Consider the following 17848-nt stretch of genomic DNA (forward strand, 5'->3'; position numbering starts at 1 on the left):
CCCCGTTCATGCGATGAATTCATGGCGCTGCCGCCCCAGCCCGTCAATTTCGATTTCCACAACGTCGCCGGCCTTCAGGTACGGGAACCGCCCGGACAGCGCGACTCCCTCGGGGGTGCCGGTGCAGATGAGGTCGCCGGCCTCAAGCACCATGTACTGGCTCAGATTCCAGACGATGGTCTCGACGTCGAAGATCATGTCCGCGGTGGATGAGTCCTGGCGGATTTCGCCGTTGACCCAGCTGCGCAGCCGCAGCTTGCCGGCGTCGACCTCGTCGGGGGTGACCAGGTAGGGACCCGTGGGGCAGAACCCCGGTGAGCTCTTGCCCTTGGACCACTGGCCGCCGGAAACGTTCAGCTGGAAGTCACGCTCGGAGAGATCGTCCACCACCACAAACCCGCCGATGTGGTCCCGGGCGGCCTCGGGGGAGTCCAGGTAGGAGGCGCGTTTGCCGATGATGATCCCGAGCTCCACCTCCCAGTCAGTTTTGGTTGATCCCCGGGGGATGGCCACGGCATCGTCCGGACCGCCCACGGTATTGGGTGTCTTGAGAAAGATGACCGGATGCTCCGGCGGCTGGGCACCCGATTCCGCTGCGTGGGCGGCATAGTTCAGGCCAACGCAGACGACGGCGGACGGGCGCACCACCGGGGCGCCGTAGCGTACGACGTCGGAGCTGACGTCCGGCAGCGTGCCTGCGCCCAGTGCTGCGGCGGCAGCCGCGGGGCCACCGTTGGACAGAAAGTCACCGTTGATGGCCGGTGTGATGCTTTGGAGCGAGTAGTGCCTGTCCCCGTGGACCAGGACGGGCTGTTCGGCGCCCGGGGCGCCAATCTGGGCGAACTTCATGAGGCATATTCCTTACTGCTTGATGCGCGGACTTCGCGTTGGGCATGAAGATAGCCGAACAGCTGCCGCAGGCCAAACGACCATTCCGGCAACTGTTCCGCCGCCCCCACGACGTTTATGAGGGCCCCGAGGTGGCGGCTGCGGATGGTCACCGTATCGCCCATGTGGTGCGTGAACCCCTGTCCCGGATGGTCCCTGTCCTGCGTTGGCGCGAAGAGAGTGCCGGTGAACAGTGCAAAGCCGTCCGGGTACTGGTGGTGCTTCCCAACCGTCGCGGCGACGAGCTCTTCGAACGGACGGCTGATCCGGGACACGGAATTGCGTCCCTCCAGTGAGTAGCCTTCCCGGCCTTCGACGCGCAGCAGGATTTCCTCCTGGCGCAGCGTCTCCAGGGTGAAGCCGTCGTCGAACAACCGGATCAATGGACCTAGGGCGCTGGACGCGTTGTTGTCCTTCGCCTTCCCCAGCAGCAGGGCACTCCGGCCCTCCACGTCGCGGAGGTTCACGTCGTTGCCCAGGGTTGCGCCCACAACTGTGCCGGCCGAGGTGGCAATCAGCACCAGTTCCGGTTCCGGGTTGTTCCAGGAGGAGAACGCAGGGATCCCGACCGCCGCGCCCAGCCCCACCGACGAGAGCACCGGGGCCTTCGTGAAGACCTCGGGATCCGGCCCGATCCCCACCTCCAGGTACTGCGACCAGAGGCCTTCGGCGATGAGCACCTTCTTGGCTTCGGCAGCCGCGGGGGAGCCGGGCCGGATGGAGCTGATGCTGCCGCCGAGGGCACGGCCCACCAGTTCCCGCATCTCGGCCGCGCGGCTGGCGTCTCCGCCGCAACGCTCCTCGATGACCCGTTCGATCATGCTGTCCACAAACGTCACGCCGCAGGCCTTGATGACCTGGAGATCCACGGGAGCCAGGAAATGAGGGCGAGCCGCGTCCTGCGTCAGCGACGCGTGAATGATCTCGCTGGTCTTCCACCGGGGCAGTGTCATCGCGGCGCGGACGGCGGCCACGAGATCCGGCCGTTCCAGGAGCTCGGAGACGGTTTCGGCCAGATGCTGGAGGTCGAAGACGTCCTGCTCCTGGACGGCGACCACGCGTGGTCCGCCGGTTTCAACGTCCCAGACGCGGCCGATCAGGAGTGCCCGCGCTGCGTCTTCCGGGAGTACCGAGGCCCCGCCGAGGTCCAGTGCGGCGCTCATGGCCGGACCTCGTTTCCTGCAGTCTGGACTGCAGTCTGTCCCTGCCGGACGGGCCGCTGCCACACCCCATCCACTCGCTGCGGAACGCGCCACGGATTGGCATCCTGCAGAGGTTCGGGCAGGCGACCTTCCGGGAACGACTGGTAGGCCACAGGCCGGAGGAAGCGCCGGATCGCGGCCGTTCCTACAGAGGTGGTGGCCGATGTTGTGGCGGGGTACGGTCCGCCGTGGTGCTGGGCGTAGCTGACCGTGACCCCCGTGGGCCAGCCGTTCCAGAGGACCCGGCCGCTGATGTCCGTCAGCCGTGCGGCCAGTTCTGACACATCATCCTCCGGCTCCGCCTGGAGCGTGGTGGTCAGCTGTCCCTCCAGCAGTCCGGTGAGTTCCAGGAGTTCCGATTCGTCGCCGTACTCCACCACCAGGCTGGCCGGCCCGAACATTTCCTGCCGCAGAATTGACGGATCACTGCGGACAGCCGCGGAAGTCGTGTGGAGCACGGTTGGCGCCGGTGCCTCGACGAAGTCTCCTTCCACGAGAACCTCCACGCCGGTGGTGCCCCGCAGATCCTGCACGGACTGCCGGTAGCCCTCGTGCAACCGCGGGCTCAGCAGCCGTGCTGCGGCAAAGTCCGCCAGCGCGGCGCTCAGAACCTGCCGGACGCCGTCGGCCTCTCCAGCCGGAACAAACAGCAGCCCCGGCTTGGTGCAGAACTGTCCCATTCCCATAGTGAATGAAGCGGCGTATCCGCTGAGGATTTCGTCGCGCCGCACCGCCCAGGCGTTCTCGGTGACGAATACGGCGTTGATGCCGCCCAGTTCGCCGAAGAAGGGAATCGGTTCGGGCCGGGCGGCGGCACGGTTGAACAATGCCCGGCCGCCCGCCGTCGAACCCGTGAACCCGATGGCCTTCACGGCAGGATGGTCCACCAGGGCCTCCGCGGCAGGCCGGCCGGTGACGAGCGAGAACAGCCCGGAAGGTGCTCCGGCGGCATCGAGTGCTGCGATGACGGTCTCGGCGGTGCGGAGCGCGAGGTTCCGGTGCCCGTCGTGTGCCTTGTGCACCACGGCGCACCCGGCGGCCAGTGCCGAGGCGCTGTCGCCGCCCATCACGCTGAAGGCGAAGGGGAAGTTGGAGGCTCCGAAGACGCCCACGACGCCGATGGGAACGTTGAGCCGGCGCAGGTCCGGCCGCGGGCCCATGCCCCAGTCCGCGTCCACGTGATCGATGGTGGCGTCGAAGTGCTCGCCGTCGCGGACCTCCGTGGCGAAGAGCCTGAGCTGGAAGACCGTGCGCTTGAGCTCGCCCCGGAGCCGCGGCTCGCCCAAATGGGTTTCCTGAACAGCGATCTCCACCAGCGCATCGGCGTCGTTCTCCAGTGCGGCGGCTATCGCCTCCAGCCAGGCTGCGCGGGTGCTGGGGTCTGCGGCGCGGCCCTTTTCGAAGGCTGCGTGGGCGGCGTCGACACTCGCGTTGAGGTCATGGACCGTGGTTGTCATCGGAGAGCACCGGCTCCGGTCACGGAGGCGCCCGTAACCGCGGCGCGGTCGCCCACTTCGAGCCATCCGGCGCCGGCGGGGAACTCCCAGCGGGCCCGGGAGGCGCTGAGCATTTCGGCGCCGGTGCCCGGGAGTTCCGGGGCGGCGTAGCGGCCGTTGACGATGCGGACCGGCTCGGCGAAGTGCTCGTGCAGGTGGTCAACGTACTCGATCATCCGGCCGTCCTGGCTTCCTGTGATGGCCGCGTAGTCGAAGAAGGAGAAGTGCTGGACGAGTTCGCACAGCCCCACGCCGCCGGCGTGCGGGCAAACCGGTACGTTGAAGCGGGCAGCGAGCAGGAGGTTGGCGATGTTCTCGTTGACGCCGCCCACACGGGTGGAATCCAGCTGGAGGACGTCGATGGAACCGGCCTGGAGCAGCTGCTTGAACACGATGCGGCTGGCGACGGCCTCGCCGGTGGCGACGCGGACGGGGGCAACGCCCTTCCGGATCTCCGCGTGGCCCAGGATGTCGTCCGTGCTGGTGGGTTCTTCGATCCAGTAGGGGTTGAACTCGGAGAGCTGGTTGACCCACTCGATGGCCTCGGAGACCTCCCACCGCTGGTTGGCGTCGATGGCGATCGGGAGGTCGCCCACGGCCTTACGGGCCAAGGCCATGCGGCGGCGGTCGTCATTGATGTCGCCGCCCACCTTCAGCTTGATCATGGAGAAGCCGTCCGCGGCGGCTTCCTTGCTCAGCCGGACGAGCTTCTCGTCGCTGTAGCCCAGCCAGCCCGGCGAGGTGGTGTAGGCGGGGTAGCCGTCCACCTTCAGGGCGGCGATCCGGGCGGCCTTTCCGTCTTCGCCGGCGCGCAGGATGTCCAGTGCCTGCTGGGGGCTGAGAGCGTCGCGGATGTGTGTGAAATCTACGACGTCGACGATTTCTTCGGCGGGCATCTCGCTGAGCAGGAGCCACAGGGGCTTGTTCTCGCGCCGTGCGCGGATGTCCCAGAGTGCACTGACGAGGGCGCCGGCCGCCATCTGTGTGACGCCCTTCTCCGGGCCGAGCCAGCGCAGCTGGGAATCGTGGATGAGGCGCTTCGACGCGCCACCGAGGTCGTAGATCAGTTCATCGATGTCCCGGCCGAGGAGCAGGCCGGCATAGGCGTCAATGGCGTGCGTGAGGATTTCGTTGCCGCGTCCGCAGGTGAAAACAAAGCCGTGGCCTTCGTCGCCCGCGTCGGTGCGGATGACGACGTACGCAGCGGAGTAGTCCGGGTCAACGTTGACCGCGTCGGAACCGTCGAGCTCCAGGGACGTGGGGAACCGCACGTCTTGGGTGTGGATGGAAATGATGGAGGTCATGGGTTTCTTCTCTCTCTGGTCAATTCAATTCGTGAACACGATTCCTATATGAATTCTCATAATCATATAGGAACGGTGACTCAGATCAAGTGCCCGAGAAAAAAGAAGCCCCGGCCAGCAGGCCGGAGCTTCGATTTCAGGTGACGATATGCCTTCTTGGTGGTCCGCCGTTCTCCAGCGGCGAGAGGTCTGCCGTGCCTTCGAAGGCCTTGGCGAACCGGGCGAAGGAGTTCCTGATGTGCTGGGCCATGGCCTCCTCGGCGCGGTCGGGCAGGCAGGACGCGATGGCCTCCCGTACGGTGGCGTGCTCGGCGATGGTGATGGCGCCGTCGATGTCTGCCGGGTAGAGGCGGAAGGTGTGCAGGTGGCAGTGGGTCTGGGCGAAGGCGTGCTGGACTACCGGGTTCCCGGCTGCCAGCAGGATGGTGTCATGGAAGCGGGTGTCATGGGCCACGAGGTCCTGCCGAGCGTCGCCGCTGGTGGTCTTCATGGAGTTGCGGATGGCCGACAGTTCCTTCTCCAAGGCCGCGGCTGGGTTGGCGAGGCGGTCCACGGCCGCGGACCGCGCGGCCCACGGTTCCACCAGCAGCCGGAACTCAAAGAGCGATCGCAGCGCGGGTAGGTCCAGCAGCGGCGTGGTGCTGTATCCTCGGCCGGGGCTGTAGACCACCAGGTTGTCACCCTCCAGCCGTTGCAGCACTTCGCGGACCGGGGTCTGTGAGACGCCCAGGCTGCGGGAGACCGCATCAATATTGATCCGTGCGCCGGGTGCGATTTCGCCCTTGAGGATGGAGGCCCGCATGGAGGCGTAGACGTCACTTACGGCTGCCTTGCCTTTGGATGCATCGGATGATTGACGTGTGGGCACGCGGTTACCTCTTTGTGCTGGTTGGTGGAGTCGCTGTGGGAATCATATTCCACGGGTGGGAGCGGCCGGGGGTGGGGCGTTTTCTTCCAAAAGTTGCTCTGGATCACATTAACTATATGATTATTCCGATTCCTACATGATCTTGCGCCGGAATCCTCGGCGTCTTCCCCGGTGTCCAGGCACCCGAAAGCCACGTTTACGTCAAAGGAGACGGTATGACTGTCCTAGGCAGCAGGCTCGCCCCCAACTCTTCCCCCAATCTTTCGTCCAAGGCTCCCCGCACCATGACCCGCAAGCGCTGGGTGATCATCTGGCTCGCGTTCATCGGGCTCAGTATTAACTACCTTGACCGCTCAAGCCTCAGCGTTGCCCTGCCGTTTATGGGTAAGGATTTTGAGCTCTCGGCAACCCAGCAGGGCCTCATTTTTGCCGCCTTCTTCTGGGCGTATGACTTCTGCCAGCTGGCCGCCGGGTGGTACGTCGACAAGGTTGGGCCGCGGAAGTCCTTCACCCTGGCAGCGGTTTGGTGGTCCGTGTTCACCATGGTCACCGCCTTTGCGCAGAATTTCTGGTCGCTGTTCGCCGCGCGGTTCCTGCTCGGTGTCGGTGAAAGTCCGGCCCCCAGCACCGCCGCCAAGGTGGTGGCCACCTGGTTCCCGGTCCGCGAACGGGCCTTTGCCACCAGCATCTGGGATTCAGGCTCCCGTGTAGGTGCGGTCATCGCGCTGCCGATCGTCACGTTGATCGTCGCCTTCACGTCCTGGCACGCGGTCTTCATCATCATTGGGATTGCCGGCCTGATCTGGGCTGTTGTGTGGTGGAAGATGTACCGGAGCCCCGAGGACCACCCGACGGCCAATGACGAGGAGCGGGCCTACATCCGGGGAGGCGGTGCCCGGAGCGCAGCGAACGACGACGCCGACGCAGCGAAGCTCCCCTGGCGCTCACTGTTCAAATACCGCACCATCCTCAGCATGATGTTTGGCTTCTTCTGCCTGAACAGCGCCATCTACTTCTTCATCACCTTCTTCCCGAGCTACCTCGTGAAGGAACGCGGCTTCGACCTGCTCAAGCTCGGCCTCTTCGGTGCCATCCCGGGCATCTGCGCGGTGGCCTTCGGCTGGCTGGCCGGCTACGTTGCCGACCGGGCCGTCCAGCGCGGGGTCTCGGTCACACGGGTCCGGAAGACCGCCATCGCTGGCGGTCTGATCGGCGGTTCGGTCATCATGTTCGCCGCCGTGGTCCCCGAGGCGTGGATGGCACTTGCCCTCCTGTCGGTGGCATACTCCAGCCTCACCGTCGCCGCCACCGGCATCTGGTCGCTCCCCGCGGACGTTGCCCCGAGCTCCCGCCACGTCGGATCCATCGGCGGGCTCCAGAACTTCGCCTCCAACCTGGCAGGCATCTTCACGCCGGTCCTGATCGGTGTCCTGGTGGACCAGACGGGATCCTACGTGGCGCCGCTCGCGGTCATCGGATTGGTGTCGCTGGCCGGAGCCGCGAACTACCTGTTCGTCCTGGGCAAGGTGGAGCCCCTGAAGGTTCCTGCTTCCGCCGCGGCGTAGTCGAGCGGCAGGTTTCGACTAGCTCAACCACCGGGCGGACGACGGCGGGAGGTCCCGCCGTCGTCCGCTTGTCCACATCACACACCGCCGGTGAGTCCCGGAGGCTGATGCTGGGGGTGGAGAATGATTCTATGAGGATCGAACTGCTCCACATCGACGAGTGCCCCAACCTTGCTAAGGCGCAGGAGCGACTGGAATCAGCCCTGACCGCCTTGGGACACAGCGATATTCCAGTGACCATACGACTCCTGGAGTCCGCGCCGGATACGGCGGGCACGGGATTCGCGGGTTCCCCCACGATCACCCTCAATGGGTCCGACATTGTTCCGACCGGTGCGACTGCAGACGATCTGGCCTGCCGGATATACGCGACTCCAAGCGGGCTGGCGGGTCTTCCGACGATCAGCCAAATAACCGAAGCGCTCAAAAACAATGGACTCTGAAGGGACCTGCAGATGCTCCTGCTGCGGCAGGGTGATGAGTCGCAAGCAGCTGCATGTGCTCGGCATCGAACCCGTCTACATTTGCCGGCGCTGCGGTTTATGGGTTGTCCTCCGGCTTCGGCCAGACAGCCCTGAACGCATTTGCTGACTTGCCGACTAAAAGCGATCTGCGCTTAGGTCAGGTCCTCCACGCCGGCAGCCCGGTCGGCGGCCGCACCTGTTGAGATCCCGCTCAATGTGCCAATGTAATCCAGCGTTTTGGGACTGACGTGCCGCACTAGCGCAAGGGCTTCCCGGAGGGCCGCACCCTGGATGTGGTCCTCGAGCGTGCCGCGGAGCTCCGCTACCGTTTCGATGCCCTCACGCTCGAATACTTGCGTAATGTCCTCTATCTGGGCCAGGCGGCCAGGCGATGGCCAGTCGATGACTTCCGAGAGCTTCCCCGTATCGAGGTGCTGGCGGAATCCACTGGTTGTGGCGGCATCCGGCCATTCCGCGACGAGGGCTTCGACGCGCGGCTTGACGGTTTCGTTGTAGTTCTGGCGGCGCTGAAGCGTGGCATCCACAATGATGGCCCCGATGTGGAACCAGCCACGGCTGACTTCGGCCGCGGCGTCTGTGCCCTGTGAGTCCGTTGGCGCCGGAGTGTTGGCATCATCATTATCGATAGTCATACCTGAATACTTCCACGTGCCGCGCGACTGCGGGGCCTCGCGCCGTCGTTCGTGGCGCCATCCCGGCACGATGCGGTGTCTCAGTCCGACGAGGCGGGCCGGGGGACAGCGGGGACGATAGTTTCCCGGCGGAGAAATGATCCGGGGCGGTTGCATCGATCGCCAAGAACCGGCTCTCGTTTTGGCCACACGCCCCGAAATCCATTCTCGCTTAAATGTCAGACCCTCACTAGATGATGGAAACATGGGAAACGCGGCGGTGGCGAAGGCATATGCGGACATCATTGCTGCCATTGCCGTGCTGAATTCCGCACTGAACGGGGCTGGCGGGTCCGGTTCTGAAGTGTCATCGGAGGCTGATCTTTTGCGTGGCCTGGGCGATACGTGTCTGGACATCCTCTCCGGCGCCGCGGGAGTTGAGGCGCGGATGGCTGCCCTGAAGGCCCGGGCCGCAGTGGAATATGCGGACACCGCCCAAGCTATCGCTTCGCCAGGTGCGCCGGTGCAGGCGCAGGAGATGGCGGTGACCGCGGAGATCGCATGCGTCCTGGCCATCGGCGAACGGGCCGCAAGTGCGCTGCTGAACCAGTCCCAGCTGCTGATGACTGTTTTGCCGCTGACGCTGTCCGCTCTGCAAGCGGGCACCATTTCGTGGCAGCACGCGCGGGCCATGGTGGATGAAGCCGCAACCCTTGACCCGGCCGGTGCCGCGTCGCTGGAGGCCCACTTTCTGGACCCGGATGCGCCGAACGCGGCCGGTGGTTGTCCCGCAGGGGAAATGCCGGCGTTCCGGTTCCGTCACAGGGCCCGCACCTGGCGGGAACGCCACCATACGGAGAGTATCGAGAAGCGGCACGCAAAGGGTGTTTTGGATCGTCGGGTCGAGTACGCCCCGGATCAGGACGGGATGGCATGGCTCTCGGCCTACCTCCCCGCGGACCAGGCGACCGGGATCTGGAACCGGACCACCGCCGTCGCCCGTGGTTTGCAGGGCCCGGACGAGCCCCTGACCCTCACACAGCTACGGGCCGACATCTTCGCCGCCGCCCTCCTCGGCGGCGGGAACCCCGCAGAACATGATCCCGGGCAGGATCCGCCGCCCCGGGCCCTCGTGATGGTGACGGTCCCGGTATTTTCCCTGCTCGGCGCCACCGAGGAACCGGCGATGCTTGACGGCTACGGCCCGATCCCGGCCTCGATGGCCCGGGACCTCGTGGCGAACGGGGCCGATTCGTTCTACCGGGTCCTGGTTGACCCGCGGGACGGGGCACCCCTGGAGATCGGCCGCGCCAACTACCGCCTCACCAAGGCCATGCGGAACTGGCTCCGGCTGCGCGACGGCAAGTGCCCCTTCCCTGGCTGCAGTAACCATTCACTGGACAACGAGGCGGACCACATCCTCGCCTGGGACAAGGGCGGAACCACCGGCGTATCGAATTTGGGTCAACCCTGCCCTAAACATCACCGCATGAGACACACCAGCGCCTGGGAACCCACACCAGCCACAAAGAACGAACCACCCGGCTGGATATCGCCCACTGGCCGGCACTACAAGAGTGAACACCAGGACTGGGAACCACCACACTGGCCAAAAGAACCGAAACCGGAAGGGCGCAGGACCGGGCACCGGCTCCCCACTCGGCGTGAAGGTTACGGCGATCCGGATTTTGTTCACACCGGGATATCCCTGGGCGAGGACCGCGTGGAACGGTTCCTCCACTCCACCGCCTGACGGTGCCCAAAAGCAGCCTGCGCATGCACCCTGCACCCTGCGCAGTGCCGGCCCTAGCCTGCCTCCGGGTTTTCGCCGCCGGTGATCGCAACCCTGGAGCCCGGCAACCCCGTAGCGCGCCAGAGACAAGCGGACGACGGCGGGAGGTCCCGGCGTCGTCCTTCGCACTTGAAGTGGAGCCTTCCCGACACTGACGGACGGTGGGACGATTTCAGTATGAGTGAGAAGATCGCTGACGGCCCGCAGGATCACGGCCCACACCAGCACGCCCACGCCGCTCCGACAACGCAGCAAATGCGGACCGTGGGTCAACGCCGCCGAGAGGCGGAGGAGAAATTAGAGCACCACCTCCAGGAAGCCCTCCACAAAGACGATCCGCACCACGATGCGGTGCCTGAGTCCGAAGAGGCGGGTCCGGTGGATAGCGGGGACGTTGCCGCTGTCCACCACGACGACGATTGACCGCCGCAGTGCAGAGCTGCCGCTGACTGGCCCTCAGCCATGCCCAAAATAGTAAGCATGCTTGCCAATTATCCCTAAGCACGCTTATGGTGGTGCCGCGGAGCGCGTCAACAGCCCGTCATCATTTCAATAAGTGAGGAAGCCCATGTACCTGCATACACAGCTTTTGATCAACGAAATCGCCGCCGACGAGCCTGATCCCGCTGCAGCCAACGCGCTGCAGGAGGGCCTTGGCGGGCAGTTCGGCGAGATGCGCACCATGATGCAGTACCTGTTCCAGAGCATGAACTTCCGTGGCGATCCTGCCTCCAAGCCCTATAAGGACTTGCTCCAGGGCGTCGGTACTGAGGAGATCAGCCACGTCGAGCTCATCGGCACCACTATCTCCCAACTCCTGGACGGATCTCCGCGGTACCAGGGCAAGAAGACTGATCCCGTGGATGAGCCGGGTGCCAAAGGTGCCACACCCCTGAAAATAGCTTTGGACACCAGCAATATCCACCACTACCTGGTGGGCGCCCAGGGTGCCCTGCCGGTAGACGCTGCGGGCAACCCCTGGAGCGGATCCTACGTCTACAACAGCGGCAACCTGGTCCTGGACCTGCTGTACAACCTCATGCTGGAATCCACCGGCCGGCTGCAGAAGTGCCGGATCTACGAGATGACGGAGAACAAAACGGCGCGGTCCACGATCGCGTATCTCATTGTCCGGGACCAGGCCCACGAGAACGCCTTCGCCAAGGCGCTGGAAAGCCTGGGCGTGAACTGGGGCAAAGTGCTGCCCATCCCCAAAACCAATGCCGAGCAGTTCCCCGAGGTTAAGAAGCTGCTGGACAAGGGGCTGCAGAGCATCCAGTACACGTTCAGCGCAGATAACCTCAGCGAGGCCGGAAAGCTCTACCGTGGAGCCTCGCCCTCCAATGACGGCACCGAACTCAGCACCGACGTCGCCCCCGAAGGCTTCCCCATGACCATCTCACCCGAACGCCGTGAGGAGTTCTCACCTGGGCTCGATCCCGACCTGCTCGCCTTGATCCAGGCCACCGCCGAGGTGGAGCTCAAGGAAGCAGACAGCCCGAAAGAGACCAAAGCCAAGGCTCCGGCAAAGTCCGCAAAAAAGTCCTAGGCGGGCGGATGATCTGAGGACGGACGACGGCGGGACCTCCCACCGTCGTCCGCTTTACGGCGCGCCGTCCGTCTAGCCGCCTCAGTGGTTTGGCATCTGTCCCTGAAGCTGGTGGACGCGCAGGACCACATTGCCCCGCTTGCGTCCGGTGTCCACGAAGCGGTGGGCCTCGACCACGTCGGCGAGGTTGTAGGTCCGGTCGATGACTGCCTGATACTTTCCTTCCTCCGCGAGGCCCACAAGGAAAGCGACGTCGTCGGCGGTGTATGTGAGCTTGAGGCTGCCGGCGGTGACCAGCTTGCCGCTTCGGCGGCTCTGTCCCCGTGCGCCGAGAAGTCCTTTGAAGTCGGCGATGACCAGGAGCAGGGCACCTCCCGGTGTGATGGACCCCTCCACCTTGGTGAACGGAGCGTTCCCGACGCAGTCCATAACGACGTCGTACGTTGTGTCCGCTTCGGTGAAATCATCCGTGGTGTAGTCGATGAAGCTGTCCGCCCCGAGTGATTCGACCAGTTCCTTGTTCGCTCCGCTGCACACGGCGGTGACATGGGCGCCCAGGTGTTTGGCCAGCTGTATTGCCGCCGTTCCCACCGCGCCTGATGCTCCGTTGACGAGGACAGTGTCTCCGGGCTTGATGGCCGCCAGGCCCAGGAAGTTCTTGGCCGTGAGTCCGCCGAAAATCAACGTGACGGCCTCCTCGAAGCCCATGTTCCGGGGTTTGGCGGCGATGGGCCCGTCAGCCGGGACCGAGACGTACTCGGCATGCCCGCCGAACCTGGCGCCGAGCATCGCAATAACCTCATCGCCGGGCCGGAACGCGGTCACGCCCTGGCCGACGGAGTCGATTACGCCGGCAATGTCCATACCAAGGACCCGGGTCCGGGGGCGGAAGACGCCGAGCGCCAGCGCCGTGAGTGCCTCCAGCCCCGCGGGTACCTTGCGGCTGCGGGCGCGGTAGTCGGCGGCGCTGAGAGTACTGGCCATGACCTTGATGAGCACTTCTCCGGGCCGCGGTGGCGGCTGGGGGATCTCCTCGACGCTGACGACGTCCGGGCCGCCGGAGCGGCGGTACGTCGCGGCCTTCACAGCGAGGCTCCGGCAGCGGCCGTGGCAGCCGCCGGCTGGGTTGGATTCATGATGAACTCCCGACTTTTACATAAGGTGTACGGCGTACACCTTTCTGATGAAAATGACTGTAGGTGTACTTAGTACACTTGTCAATGGAAGATGTATATACCGTCGGAAGCAGGGAACAGTGGCTCAGCAGATTTCCGTGGAACGCCGGCCGCGGTTGAACCGGGATCGCGTGCTGCAGGCGGCCGTCTCCCTCGCTGATGAGGTGGGGATCGGCCCGCTCAGCATGCGCCGGCTCGCCCAGGACCTCGACGTGGTGCCCATGGCGCTCTACAAACACGTGGCCAACAAAGACGAGCTCCTCGACGGCATGGTGGAGGTGATCATCGGCGAGATTGATCCTCCCGTTGCCGATGTTGACTGGAAGAGCACCGTGCGGCTGAGGGTGCTCTCGGCCAGGCGCGTCCTCCAGCGCCACAAGTGGGCCCGGCCCGTCCTCGAAACGCGCACCAACCGGACCCCCGCCGTCCTGGGCTACATGGACTCGTTCATTGGCATGTTCCTCACCGGGGGCTTCTCGGTGGATCTCACCCACCACGTGATGCACGCCATCGGAAGCCGGATGTGGGGCTTCACGCAGGAACTGTTCGACTCGGCCGCCAGCGAGTCCGGCGAAGGGCCGGCTGACGTGGCGCCGGAAGTCCAGGCTGCCATGTTCCAGGAAATGTCTGCCAGCTACCCGAACGTCCTGCAGGTGGCGACTGCTGCCAGCCACGATGACGGCTCGGTTGTCGGCGGCGGCTGCGACGACCAGTTTGAATTCGAGTTCGCCCTGGATCTCCTCCTCGACGGCATCGAACGGCTGCACCAGCGGGACTACAGCTCCGCAGCCGCCCGACTCGAGCGGGGCTGACCGGGAGCGGACGACGGCGGGACCTCCCGCCGTCGTCCGCTTGCGTCCGTGGGTATCATCGGAACACCCGTCCCTTTGAGAGTGGAGTTACGCATGCAGCTCGGCGCTTTTTCGATCAGCCTCACCGTTAAGGACATCGCGGCGTCGGCTGCGTTCTACGAGAAGCTGGGCTTCACGAGTTTCGGCGGGGATATCACGCAGAACTGGCTGATCCTCAAGAACGGCGAGACCGTTATTGGCCTCTTCCAGGGGATGATTGAGAAGAACATGCTGACGTTCAACCCGGGCTGGAGCCAGAACGCGGAAGCGCTGGATTCCTTCACCGATGTGCGCGACCTCCAGCGGGAACTCAAAGCCGCAGGCACCGAGTTCGTTTCCGAGGCTGATGAAGCTATAAGCGGGCCGGGGAGCTTTATTGTCGTGGATCCGGACGGCAATCCGGTGCTCGTGGATCAGCATGTCTGACTAGGGCAGCCGCGACGCCCGCAACACCGTTGCCTCGCCAGCCCGTTCGGGCTCCAGCGGCACGGGGCTGACCAGCACCGCCGGCCCGCGGTGCAGGACGCCGTCGGAAAGTACCCGGCACCGCACACCGCCCCGCCCGCGCATTGCTTTGTGCGCCCCCGGGGCCAGCATCTCATCCATCCAGACGCAGGGATGGGCGGGCCGCCCGGCCGTGAGCCGCACCAGGTCTCCCTGGGATTCCAGAGCAAAGTCGTGCCCCAGGAGCGGAGCCAGGTGGGCCCCTCGGAGCACAACATTGCGCCGGGTCAGGAGCGGGTCCAGCCGTGCCGTTCCCAGCTCCGCGGCGATGGCCTCGAGTGACTCGATCGCGAACAGGGTGACTGCGGCGTCCATGTGCGCGGCCTTGCCGAAGAACCGGTCACCGACGATGCCCTTGCCCGCCACCAACTCCACCCGCCCGGCATCCGTGGTGGGGACGTCCGCGGCACCCTCGCGGGCTCGGCCAAAGTACGCGTGCGCCGGCGACACCAGGAGATGCAGGACCTCAACGTCGTACCGATAGGTTTCCGTCATGCCACAAAACTACGCCACCGCACGGGGGCTTAAGTGACCGTTCGCGCAGGCCCCAGACGCAACCGGACGACGGCGGGAGGTTCCGCCGTCGTCCGCTTGCGTTACTGCTACGCGGGCAGATCGCGCCGTTCGTGTGTCTGCCCGTAGGGGACATCGCGGCTGACGGCGACCGTGTAGCTGGTGTAGCTGTGTTGTGTGACCAGGATGCCGTGGCGGCTTTCCCTCATGGCGTGTTCGCGGGCCATTTCCACGGCGGTGTTGAGGTCGTTTTCGACGGTGTCAGGATCGTGGGCTGTGATTGCCAGGACGAGGTCAGAGTGGCGCTTGATCATGGTGGTCTCTTTCTCGGCGGGATCCCGGGACTCTGGGTGGGCACAGGCTTCCGGGGCCGGGCGTACCGGGGAGGCGGAAAGCGGTGGTTCCAGAGGGGTTGCCCGGCATCTCTGATGGGGCGGTGGCCGGCCGAATTGTCCGGCGGGCTGGATCGGCGGAAGCATTTGTTCCTGCGGATCTGTAGCCAGTGTGCCTGAAGCGTTGGTCCCGGGGCAATAGGTAGGCCGAAAAAATCGGGGCAGCCCGACTAAACGCCAGCGGACGACGGCGGGAGGTCCCGCCGTCGTCCGCCAAGTCGCTGTTGGTTCGTTGGCCTCGGCCTGGACTAGCAGGCCGGTGGCGAACATCAGTCCCATGCCCAGGACGACGCCGGCACCGGTGAGCGGGGTGAGGGTCTTGCCCGCGGTGTCCTTGAGCATTGGCAGGAGTTTGACGGCCACCTGGGCGACGGCTCCGGCTCCGATGCCGAGCAGGAAGGCCGCGAGGGCCGGCTGGTAAACGGTCGCCCCGATGAGGGCTCCGGCGGCCGCGGGCGCTCCTGCGATCAGGCCCAGGATCACCAGGCGGCCCAGGCCGGGGGCTTGTTTGGCGAGCGGGGTGACGATCGCCAGGCCCTCGGTGGTGTTGTGGATGGCGAAACCGACGATCAGGGAGGCGCCCAGGGCGAGTGAGCCCACCGCGTAGGCGGATCCTATGGCGAGTCCTTCGCCGAAGTTGTGCAGGCCGATGCCGATGGCGATCAGCAGCGCCAGGTGCTGGGGCGGCAGGGCTGAAGGTTGGCCAGCGGTAGTCGCGTTCTGGTGCCGGCGCATCCACGCATCCGTTCCCTCGAGGATGAGGTAGGCGGTCACGGCGCCGAGGAAGACGACCATCGGGCCGCCGAACGCGCCGCTGCCGGCGACGAGTCCCACGGCTTCGAGGGTCGCGTCGATGGCCAGGAAGGCCAGCAGCCCGACGGTGACTCCCAAGAGGACGCGGACCCAGGACGCGGACGAACGGCGCACGAACGGCATCCACAGCATTCCCAGGGCTACCGGTATCACGCCTACATAGATCCCCATGAGCAACATGAGTCCGAAGAAGGAACTACCGCGCTCCGGACTCAGGGCGGCCGCTTCAATAACCGCCGGGATCTTGCCGCCGTTCGAGGTCATTAGCGCCACCTCGTAGGGGTCCCCCTCCACCCAGTTGTAGCTGATGGTCAGTGTGGTGGACTCCAGCGGCGCCATGGTCTCCCGGGTCTGCGTGAACAGGGCATAGTAATCCGAGACGTTCACCTGGGCGACTGATACCGGGTCCGGTCCTTCGTTGCGGACGGTAATGGCGATCTGGCCGGCCGTCAGGCGGACGTCTTCGACGGCGACCTCCTCCTTCGGCGGAACGCCCTCGGAGAGTTTGTTGAGGCCCGGTGCGTTGAGCAAGGTGAACAGTCCGAGGAGGATCGCGATCAGGACCAGCGGGCCGATGCCGAGCAGCCACCGCGGGACCGGCGGCCGGCGGTGGGGTGCTGCCGCCAGGGCGGCTGCTGACTTTTCATCAAGGCTCATGATGCGCCTACCTCGAAGAAGCCCATCCAGCCCAGTTCAGCGAACTCGGTCTTGTGGGCGTGGAACATGTATTTGCCCGGGTACGGGAAGCGGAGCTCCACAATGCCGCGCTGGCCCTGCACCTGGGAGATGGTGTCGGTGTATTCACTGGGGGTCAGCATGGTCCCGGTCGGGTAGTAGTGGAAGAAGTTCCCGTGCACGTGGAAGGAATTGATGGGGTCGTATTCGAGGACGTTGATCAGGTGGATCCGGACCAGCTCGTTCTGCTTGACCTGGACAGGGAAGTCCATGAAATGGAACGGCAGGCCGTTGACGGAGTAGAACTCGTTGTCGTCGCCGCCGTCGGTGTTATACCCGTTCATCACCATGACCATTTCGTTGTCGGCTTTCGGCCGGCCTTCTTTGGGTTCGATGATGAAGCCGCCGTAGAGGCCCTTGGCGATGTGCGGCGCCAGTGGTGACTGGTGGCAGTGGTAGAGATGCGTGCCGAATGGTGTGGCATCAAATTCGTAGGTGAAGCTTTGGCCCGGAGCGATGGACCCGGCGCCGATCCCCGGGGTGCCGTCCATCTCGGCCCGGTGGATCCCGTGGAAGTGGATGGTGTGGGGGTGCGCGCCGGCGTTGGTGAAGTGGATCCGGAGGGCGTCGCCTTCCTGCGCCCAGAGAGTGGGACCGGGGATCCGGCCGTTGTAGCTCCAGCCCGGGAACGTCACGCCGGGGGCGATCTCGAAATCTTTGTCCACCGCGACGATGTCCCATTCCCGGAGGGTGCGGCCGTCCGGAAGCTTACTGGTCGTCCCTCGGTCAAAATCGTGCAGGATCGCGGTCGGGTCCATCCCGGCGCGCTCCGGCGGGACGGAACCGCCGGCGAAGCCTGCGTGACCGGCATGGTTCGCCATGTGGCCAGAGTCCGTGCGGGGCGAACCAGCGCCCGCCGCTGAGGAACCGCCCGTGGAGGTCTTCGCTGCCTGACCTGAGACCGTGCCGTGTCCGGCGTGATGCCCGGGATCCTTGGAATCCAACGGTGCCCAGCCGGCAAGCGCAGGCGCGGCGGCGAAGGCCGCCGCTCCTGTGAGCATGGCACGCCGGGTCGGCATCGTCTTTCCCTCAGGTTTCGGCATGCCGTCCATCTCATCTCCATTGGTCAAACACTTATGTTAGGCCAGTCTAACATTCATGTTCG

17 protein-coding genes are annotated in these 17848 nt (G+C 65.2%); 7 read left to right on the forward strand and 10 right to left on the reverse strand.

Translation table 11 applies throughout. From position 1 onward, the window contains the following. Window positions 1-6: 6 nt before the first annotated feature. The 5 genes from NG697_RS16440 to NG697_RS16460 all read right to left on the reverse strand — a co-directional run bounded on the left by NG697_RS16440 (window position 7) and on the right by NG697_RS16460 (window position 5758). Window positions 7-849, reverse strand: a complete 843-nt coding sequence (locus NG697_RS16440) for a fumarylacetoacetate hydrolase family protein (RefSeq protein WP_252610982.1) — start codon at window positions 847-849, stop codon at window positions 7-9. After that, entirely contained in the window at window positions 846-2051 is a 1206-nt protein-coding gene (locus NG697_RS16445; RefSeq protein WP_252600472.1) for a fumarylacetoacetate hydrolase family protein, read from the reverse strand. Before NG697_RS16445 ends, NG697_RS16440 begins: the two co-directional genes overlap by 4 nt. After that, window positions 2048-3547 carry an aldehyde dehydrogenase (NADP(+)) gene (locus NG697_RS16450; RefSeq protein ID WP_252614680.1) on the reverse strand — a complete coding sequence of 500 codons (1500 nt, stop codon included), beginning with the start codon at window positions 3545-3547 and terminating at the stop codon, window positions 2048-2050. The genes NG697_RS16445 and NG697_RS16450 overlap by 4 nt, the downstream gene beginning before the upstream one ends. Next, on the reverse strand, window positions 3544-4890 hold the full coding sequence (locus NG697_RS16455; protein WP_058931159.1) for an enolase C-terminal domain-like protein: 1347 nt from the start codon (window positions 4888-4890) through the stop codon (window positions 3544-3546). Before NG697_RS16455 ends, NG697_RS16450 begins: the two co-directional genes overlap by 4 nt. 136 nt (window positions 4891-5026) lie before the next feature. Then, the gene (locus tag NG697_RS16460; RefSeq protein ID WP_252600476.1) at window positions 5027-5758 is read right to left on the reverse strand and encodes a GntR family transcriptional regulator; all 732 of its coding nucleotides are present in this window, start codon (window positions 5756-5758) and stop codon (window positions 5027-5029) included. 215 nt (window positions 5759-5973) lie between these two features. Between NG697_RS16460 and NG697_RS16465 the strand changes: the two genes are divergently transcribed. Both NG697_RS16465 and NG697_RS16470 read left to right on the forward strand, forming a co-directional pair. Further along, window positions 5974-7323, forward strand: a complete 1350-nt coding sequence (locus NG697_RS16465; RefSeq protein ID WP_252600478.1) for an MFS transporter — start codon at window positions 5974-5976, stop codon at window positions 7321-7323. Between the two features lie 131 nt (window positions 7324-7454). After that, window positions 7455-7766 carry a thioredoxin family protein gene (locus NG697_RS16470; RefSeq protein ID WP_252600480.1) on the forward strand — a complete coding sequence of 104 codons (312 nt, stop codon included), beginning with the start codon at window positions 7455-7457 and terminating at the stop codon, window positions 7764-7766. Between the two features lie 173 nt (window positions 7767-7939). Here NG697_RS16470 and NG697_RS16475 read toward each other — a convergent pair whose 3' ends face one another. Further along, window positions 7940-8440, reverse strand: a complete 501-nt coding sequence (locus NG697_RS16475) for a hypothetical protein (RefSeq protein ID WP_252614681.1) — start codon at window positions 8438-8440, stop codon at window positions 7940-7942. Between the two features lie 244 nt (window positions 8441-8684). On the opposite strand from NG697_RS16475, the gene NG697_RS16480 reads away from it, so the two are divergent. The 3 genes from NG697_RS16480 (at window position 8685) to NG697_RS16490 (ending at window position 11760) form a co-directional block, all read left to right on the forward strand. Continuing rightward, entirely contained in the window at window positions 8685-10172 is a 1488-nt protein-coding gene (locus tag NG697_RS16480) for an HNH endonuclease signature motif containing protein (protein WP_252600488.1), read from the forward strand. A gap of 216 nt (window positions 10173-10388) precedes the next feature. Beyond that, entirely contained in the window at window positions 10389-10634 is a 246-nt protein-coding gene (locus tag NG697_RS16485) for a hypothetical protein (protein ID WP_252600490.1), read from the forward strand. Window positions 10635-10779: 145 nt separating this feature from the next. Next, entirely contained in the window at window positions 10780-11760 is a 981-nt protein-coding gene (locus NG697_RS16490; protein WP_252600492.1) for a manganese catalase family protein, read from the forward strand. A gap of 81 nt (window positions 11761-11841) precedes the next feature. Here NG697_RS16490 and NG697_RS21210 read toward each other — a convergent pair whose 3' ends face one another. Then, window positions 11842-12846, reverse strand: a complete 1005-nt coding sequence (locus tag NG697_RS21210) for an NAD(P)-dependent alcohol dehydrogenase (protein ID WP_252600494.1) — start codon at window positions 12844-12846, stop codon at window positions 11842-11844. Window positions 12847-13015: 169 nt separating this feature from the next. Here NG697_RS21210 and NG697_RS16500 point away from each other — a divergent pair, with 169 nt between their 5' ends. Together NG697_RS16500 and NG697_RS16505 are read left to right on the forward strand one after the other, a co-directional pair. After that, a complete protein-coding gene (locus NG697_RS16500) occupies window positions 13016-13747 on the forward strand; it encodes a TetR/AcrR family transcriptional regulator (protein WP_252600496.1) in 732 nt (243 codons plus the stop codon). Between the two features lie 93 nt (window positions 13748-13840). Next, on the forward strand, window positions 13841-14212 hold the full coding sequence (locus NG697_RS16505) for a VOC family protein (protein ID WP_252600498.1): 372 nt from the start codon (window positions 13841-13843) through the stop codon (window positions 14210-14212). Here the strand turns inward: NG697_RS16505 and NG697_RS16510 are convergent, their stop codons facing one another. The 3 genes from NG697_RS16510 to NG697_RS16520 form a co-directional block, all read right to left on the reverse strand. Beyond that, window positions 14213-14785, reverse strand: coding sequence for an MOSC domain-containing protein (locus tag NG697_RS16510; protein ID WP_252600500.1), 573 nt, complete (start codon window positions 14783-14785; stop codon window positions 14213-14215). Window positions 14786-14892: 107 nt separating this feature from the next. Next, complete coding sequence (locus tag NG697_RS16515; RefSeq protein WP_252614682.1) at window positions 14893-16665, reverse strand: ZIP family metal transporter; 1773 nt, start codon at window positions 16663-16665, stop codon at window positions 14893-14895. Next, window positions 16662-17813: a multicopper oxidase domain-containing protein gene (locus NG697_RS16520; protein WP_252614683.1), complete on the reverse strand. Its 1152-nt coding sequence runs from the start codon at window positions 17811-17813 to the stop codon at window positions 16662-16664. Before NG697_RS16520 ends, NG697_RS16515 begins: the two co-directional genes overlap by 4 nt. Between the last annotated feature and the right edge of the window lie 35 nt (window positions 17814-17848).

Origin of the sequence: Pseudarthrobacter raffinosi (assembly GCF_023913835.1) — a bacterium.
Classification (GTDB): Bacteria; Actinomycetota; Actinomycetes; order Actinomycetales; family Micrococcaceae; genus Arthrobacter; species Arthrobacter raffinosi.

Coding starts and splice junctions, on each gene's coding strand:
- NG697_RS16440 (WP_252610982.1), bottom strand. CDS start 849: ATGAAGTTCGCCCAGATTGGCGCCCCGGGCGCCGAACAGCCCGTCCTG.
- NG697_RS16445 (WP_252600472.1), bottom strand. CDS start 2,051: ATGAGCGCCGCACTGGACCTCGGCGGGGCCTCGGTACTCCCGGAAGAC.
- NG697_RS16450 (WP_252614680.1), bottom strand. CDS start 3,547: ATGACAACCACGGTCCATGACCTCAACGCGAGTGTCGACGCCGCCCAC.
- NG697_RS16455 (WP_058931159.1), bottom strand. CDS start 4,890: ATGACCTCCATCATTTCCATCCACACCCAAGACGTGCGGTTCCCCACG.
- NG697_RS16465 (WP_252600478.1), top strand. CDS start 5,974: ATGACTGTCCTAGGCAGCAGGCTCGCCCCCAACTCTTCCCCCAATCTT.
- NG697_RS16470 (WP_252600480.1), top strand. CDS start 7,455: ATGAGGATCGAACTGCTCCACATCGACGAGTGCCCCAACCTTGCTAAG.
- NG697_RS16475 (WP_252614681.1), bottom strand. CDS start 8,440: ATGACTATCGATAATGATGATGCCAACACTCCGGCGCCAACGGACTCA.
- NG697_RS16480 (WP_252600488.1), top strand. CDS start 8,685: ATGGGAAACGCGGCGGTGGCGAAGGCATATGCGGACATCATTGCTGCC.
- NG697_RS16485 (WP_252600490.1), top strand. CDS start 10,389: ATGAGTGAGAAGATCGCTGACGGCCCGCAGGATCACGGCCCACACCAG.
- NG697_RS16490 (WP_252600492.1), top strand. CDS start 10,780: ATGTACCTGCATACACAGCTTTTGATCAACGAAATCGCCGCCGACGAG.
- NG697_RS16505 (WP_252600498.1), top strand. CDS start 13,841: ATGCAGCTCGGCGCTTTTTCGATCAGCCTCACCGTTAAGGACATCGCG.
- NG697_RS16510 (WP_252600500.1), bottom strand. CDS start 14,785: ATGACGGAAACCTATCGGTACGACGTTGAGGTCCTGCATCTCCTGGTG.
- NG697_RS16515 (WP_252614682.1), bottom strand. CDS start 16,665: ATGAGCCTTGATGAAAAGTCAGCAGCCGCCCTGGCGGCAGCACCCCAC.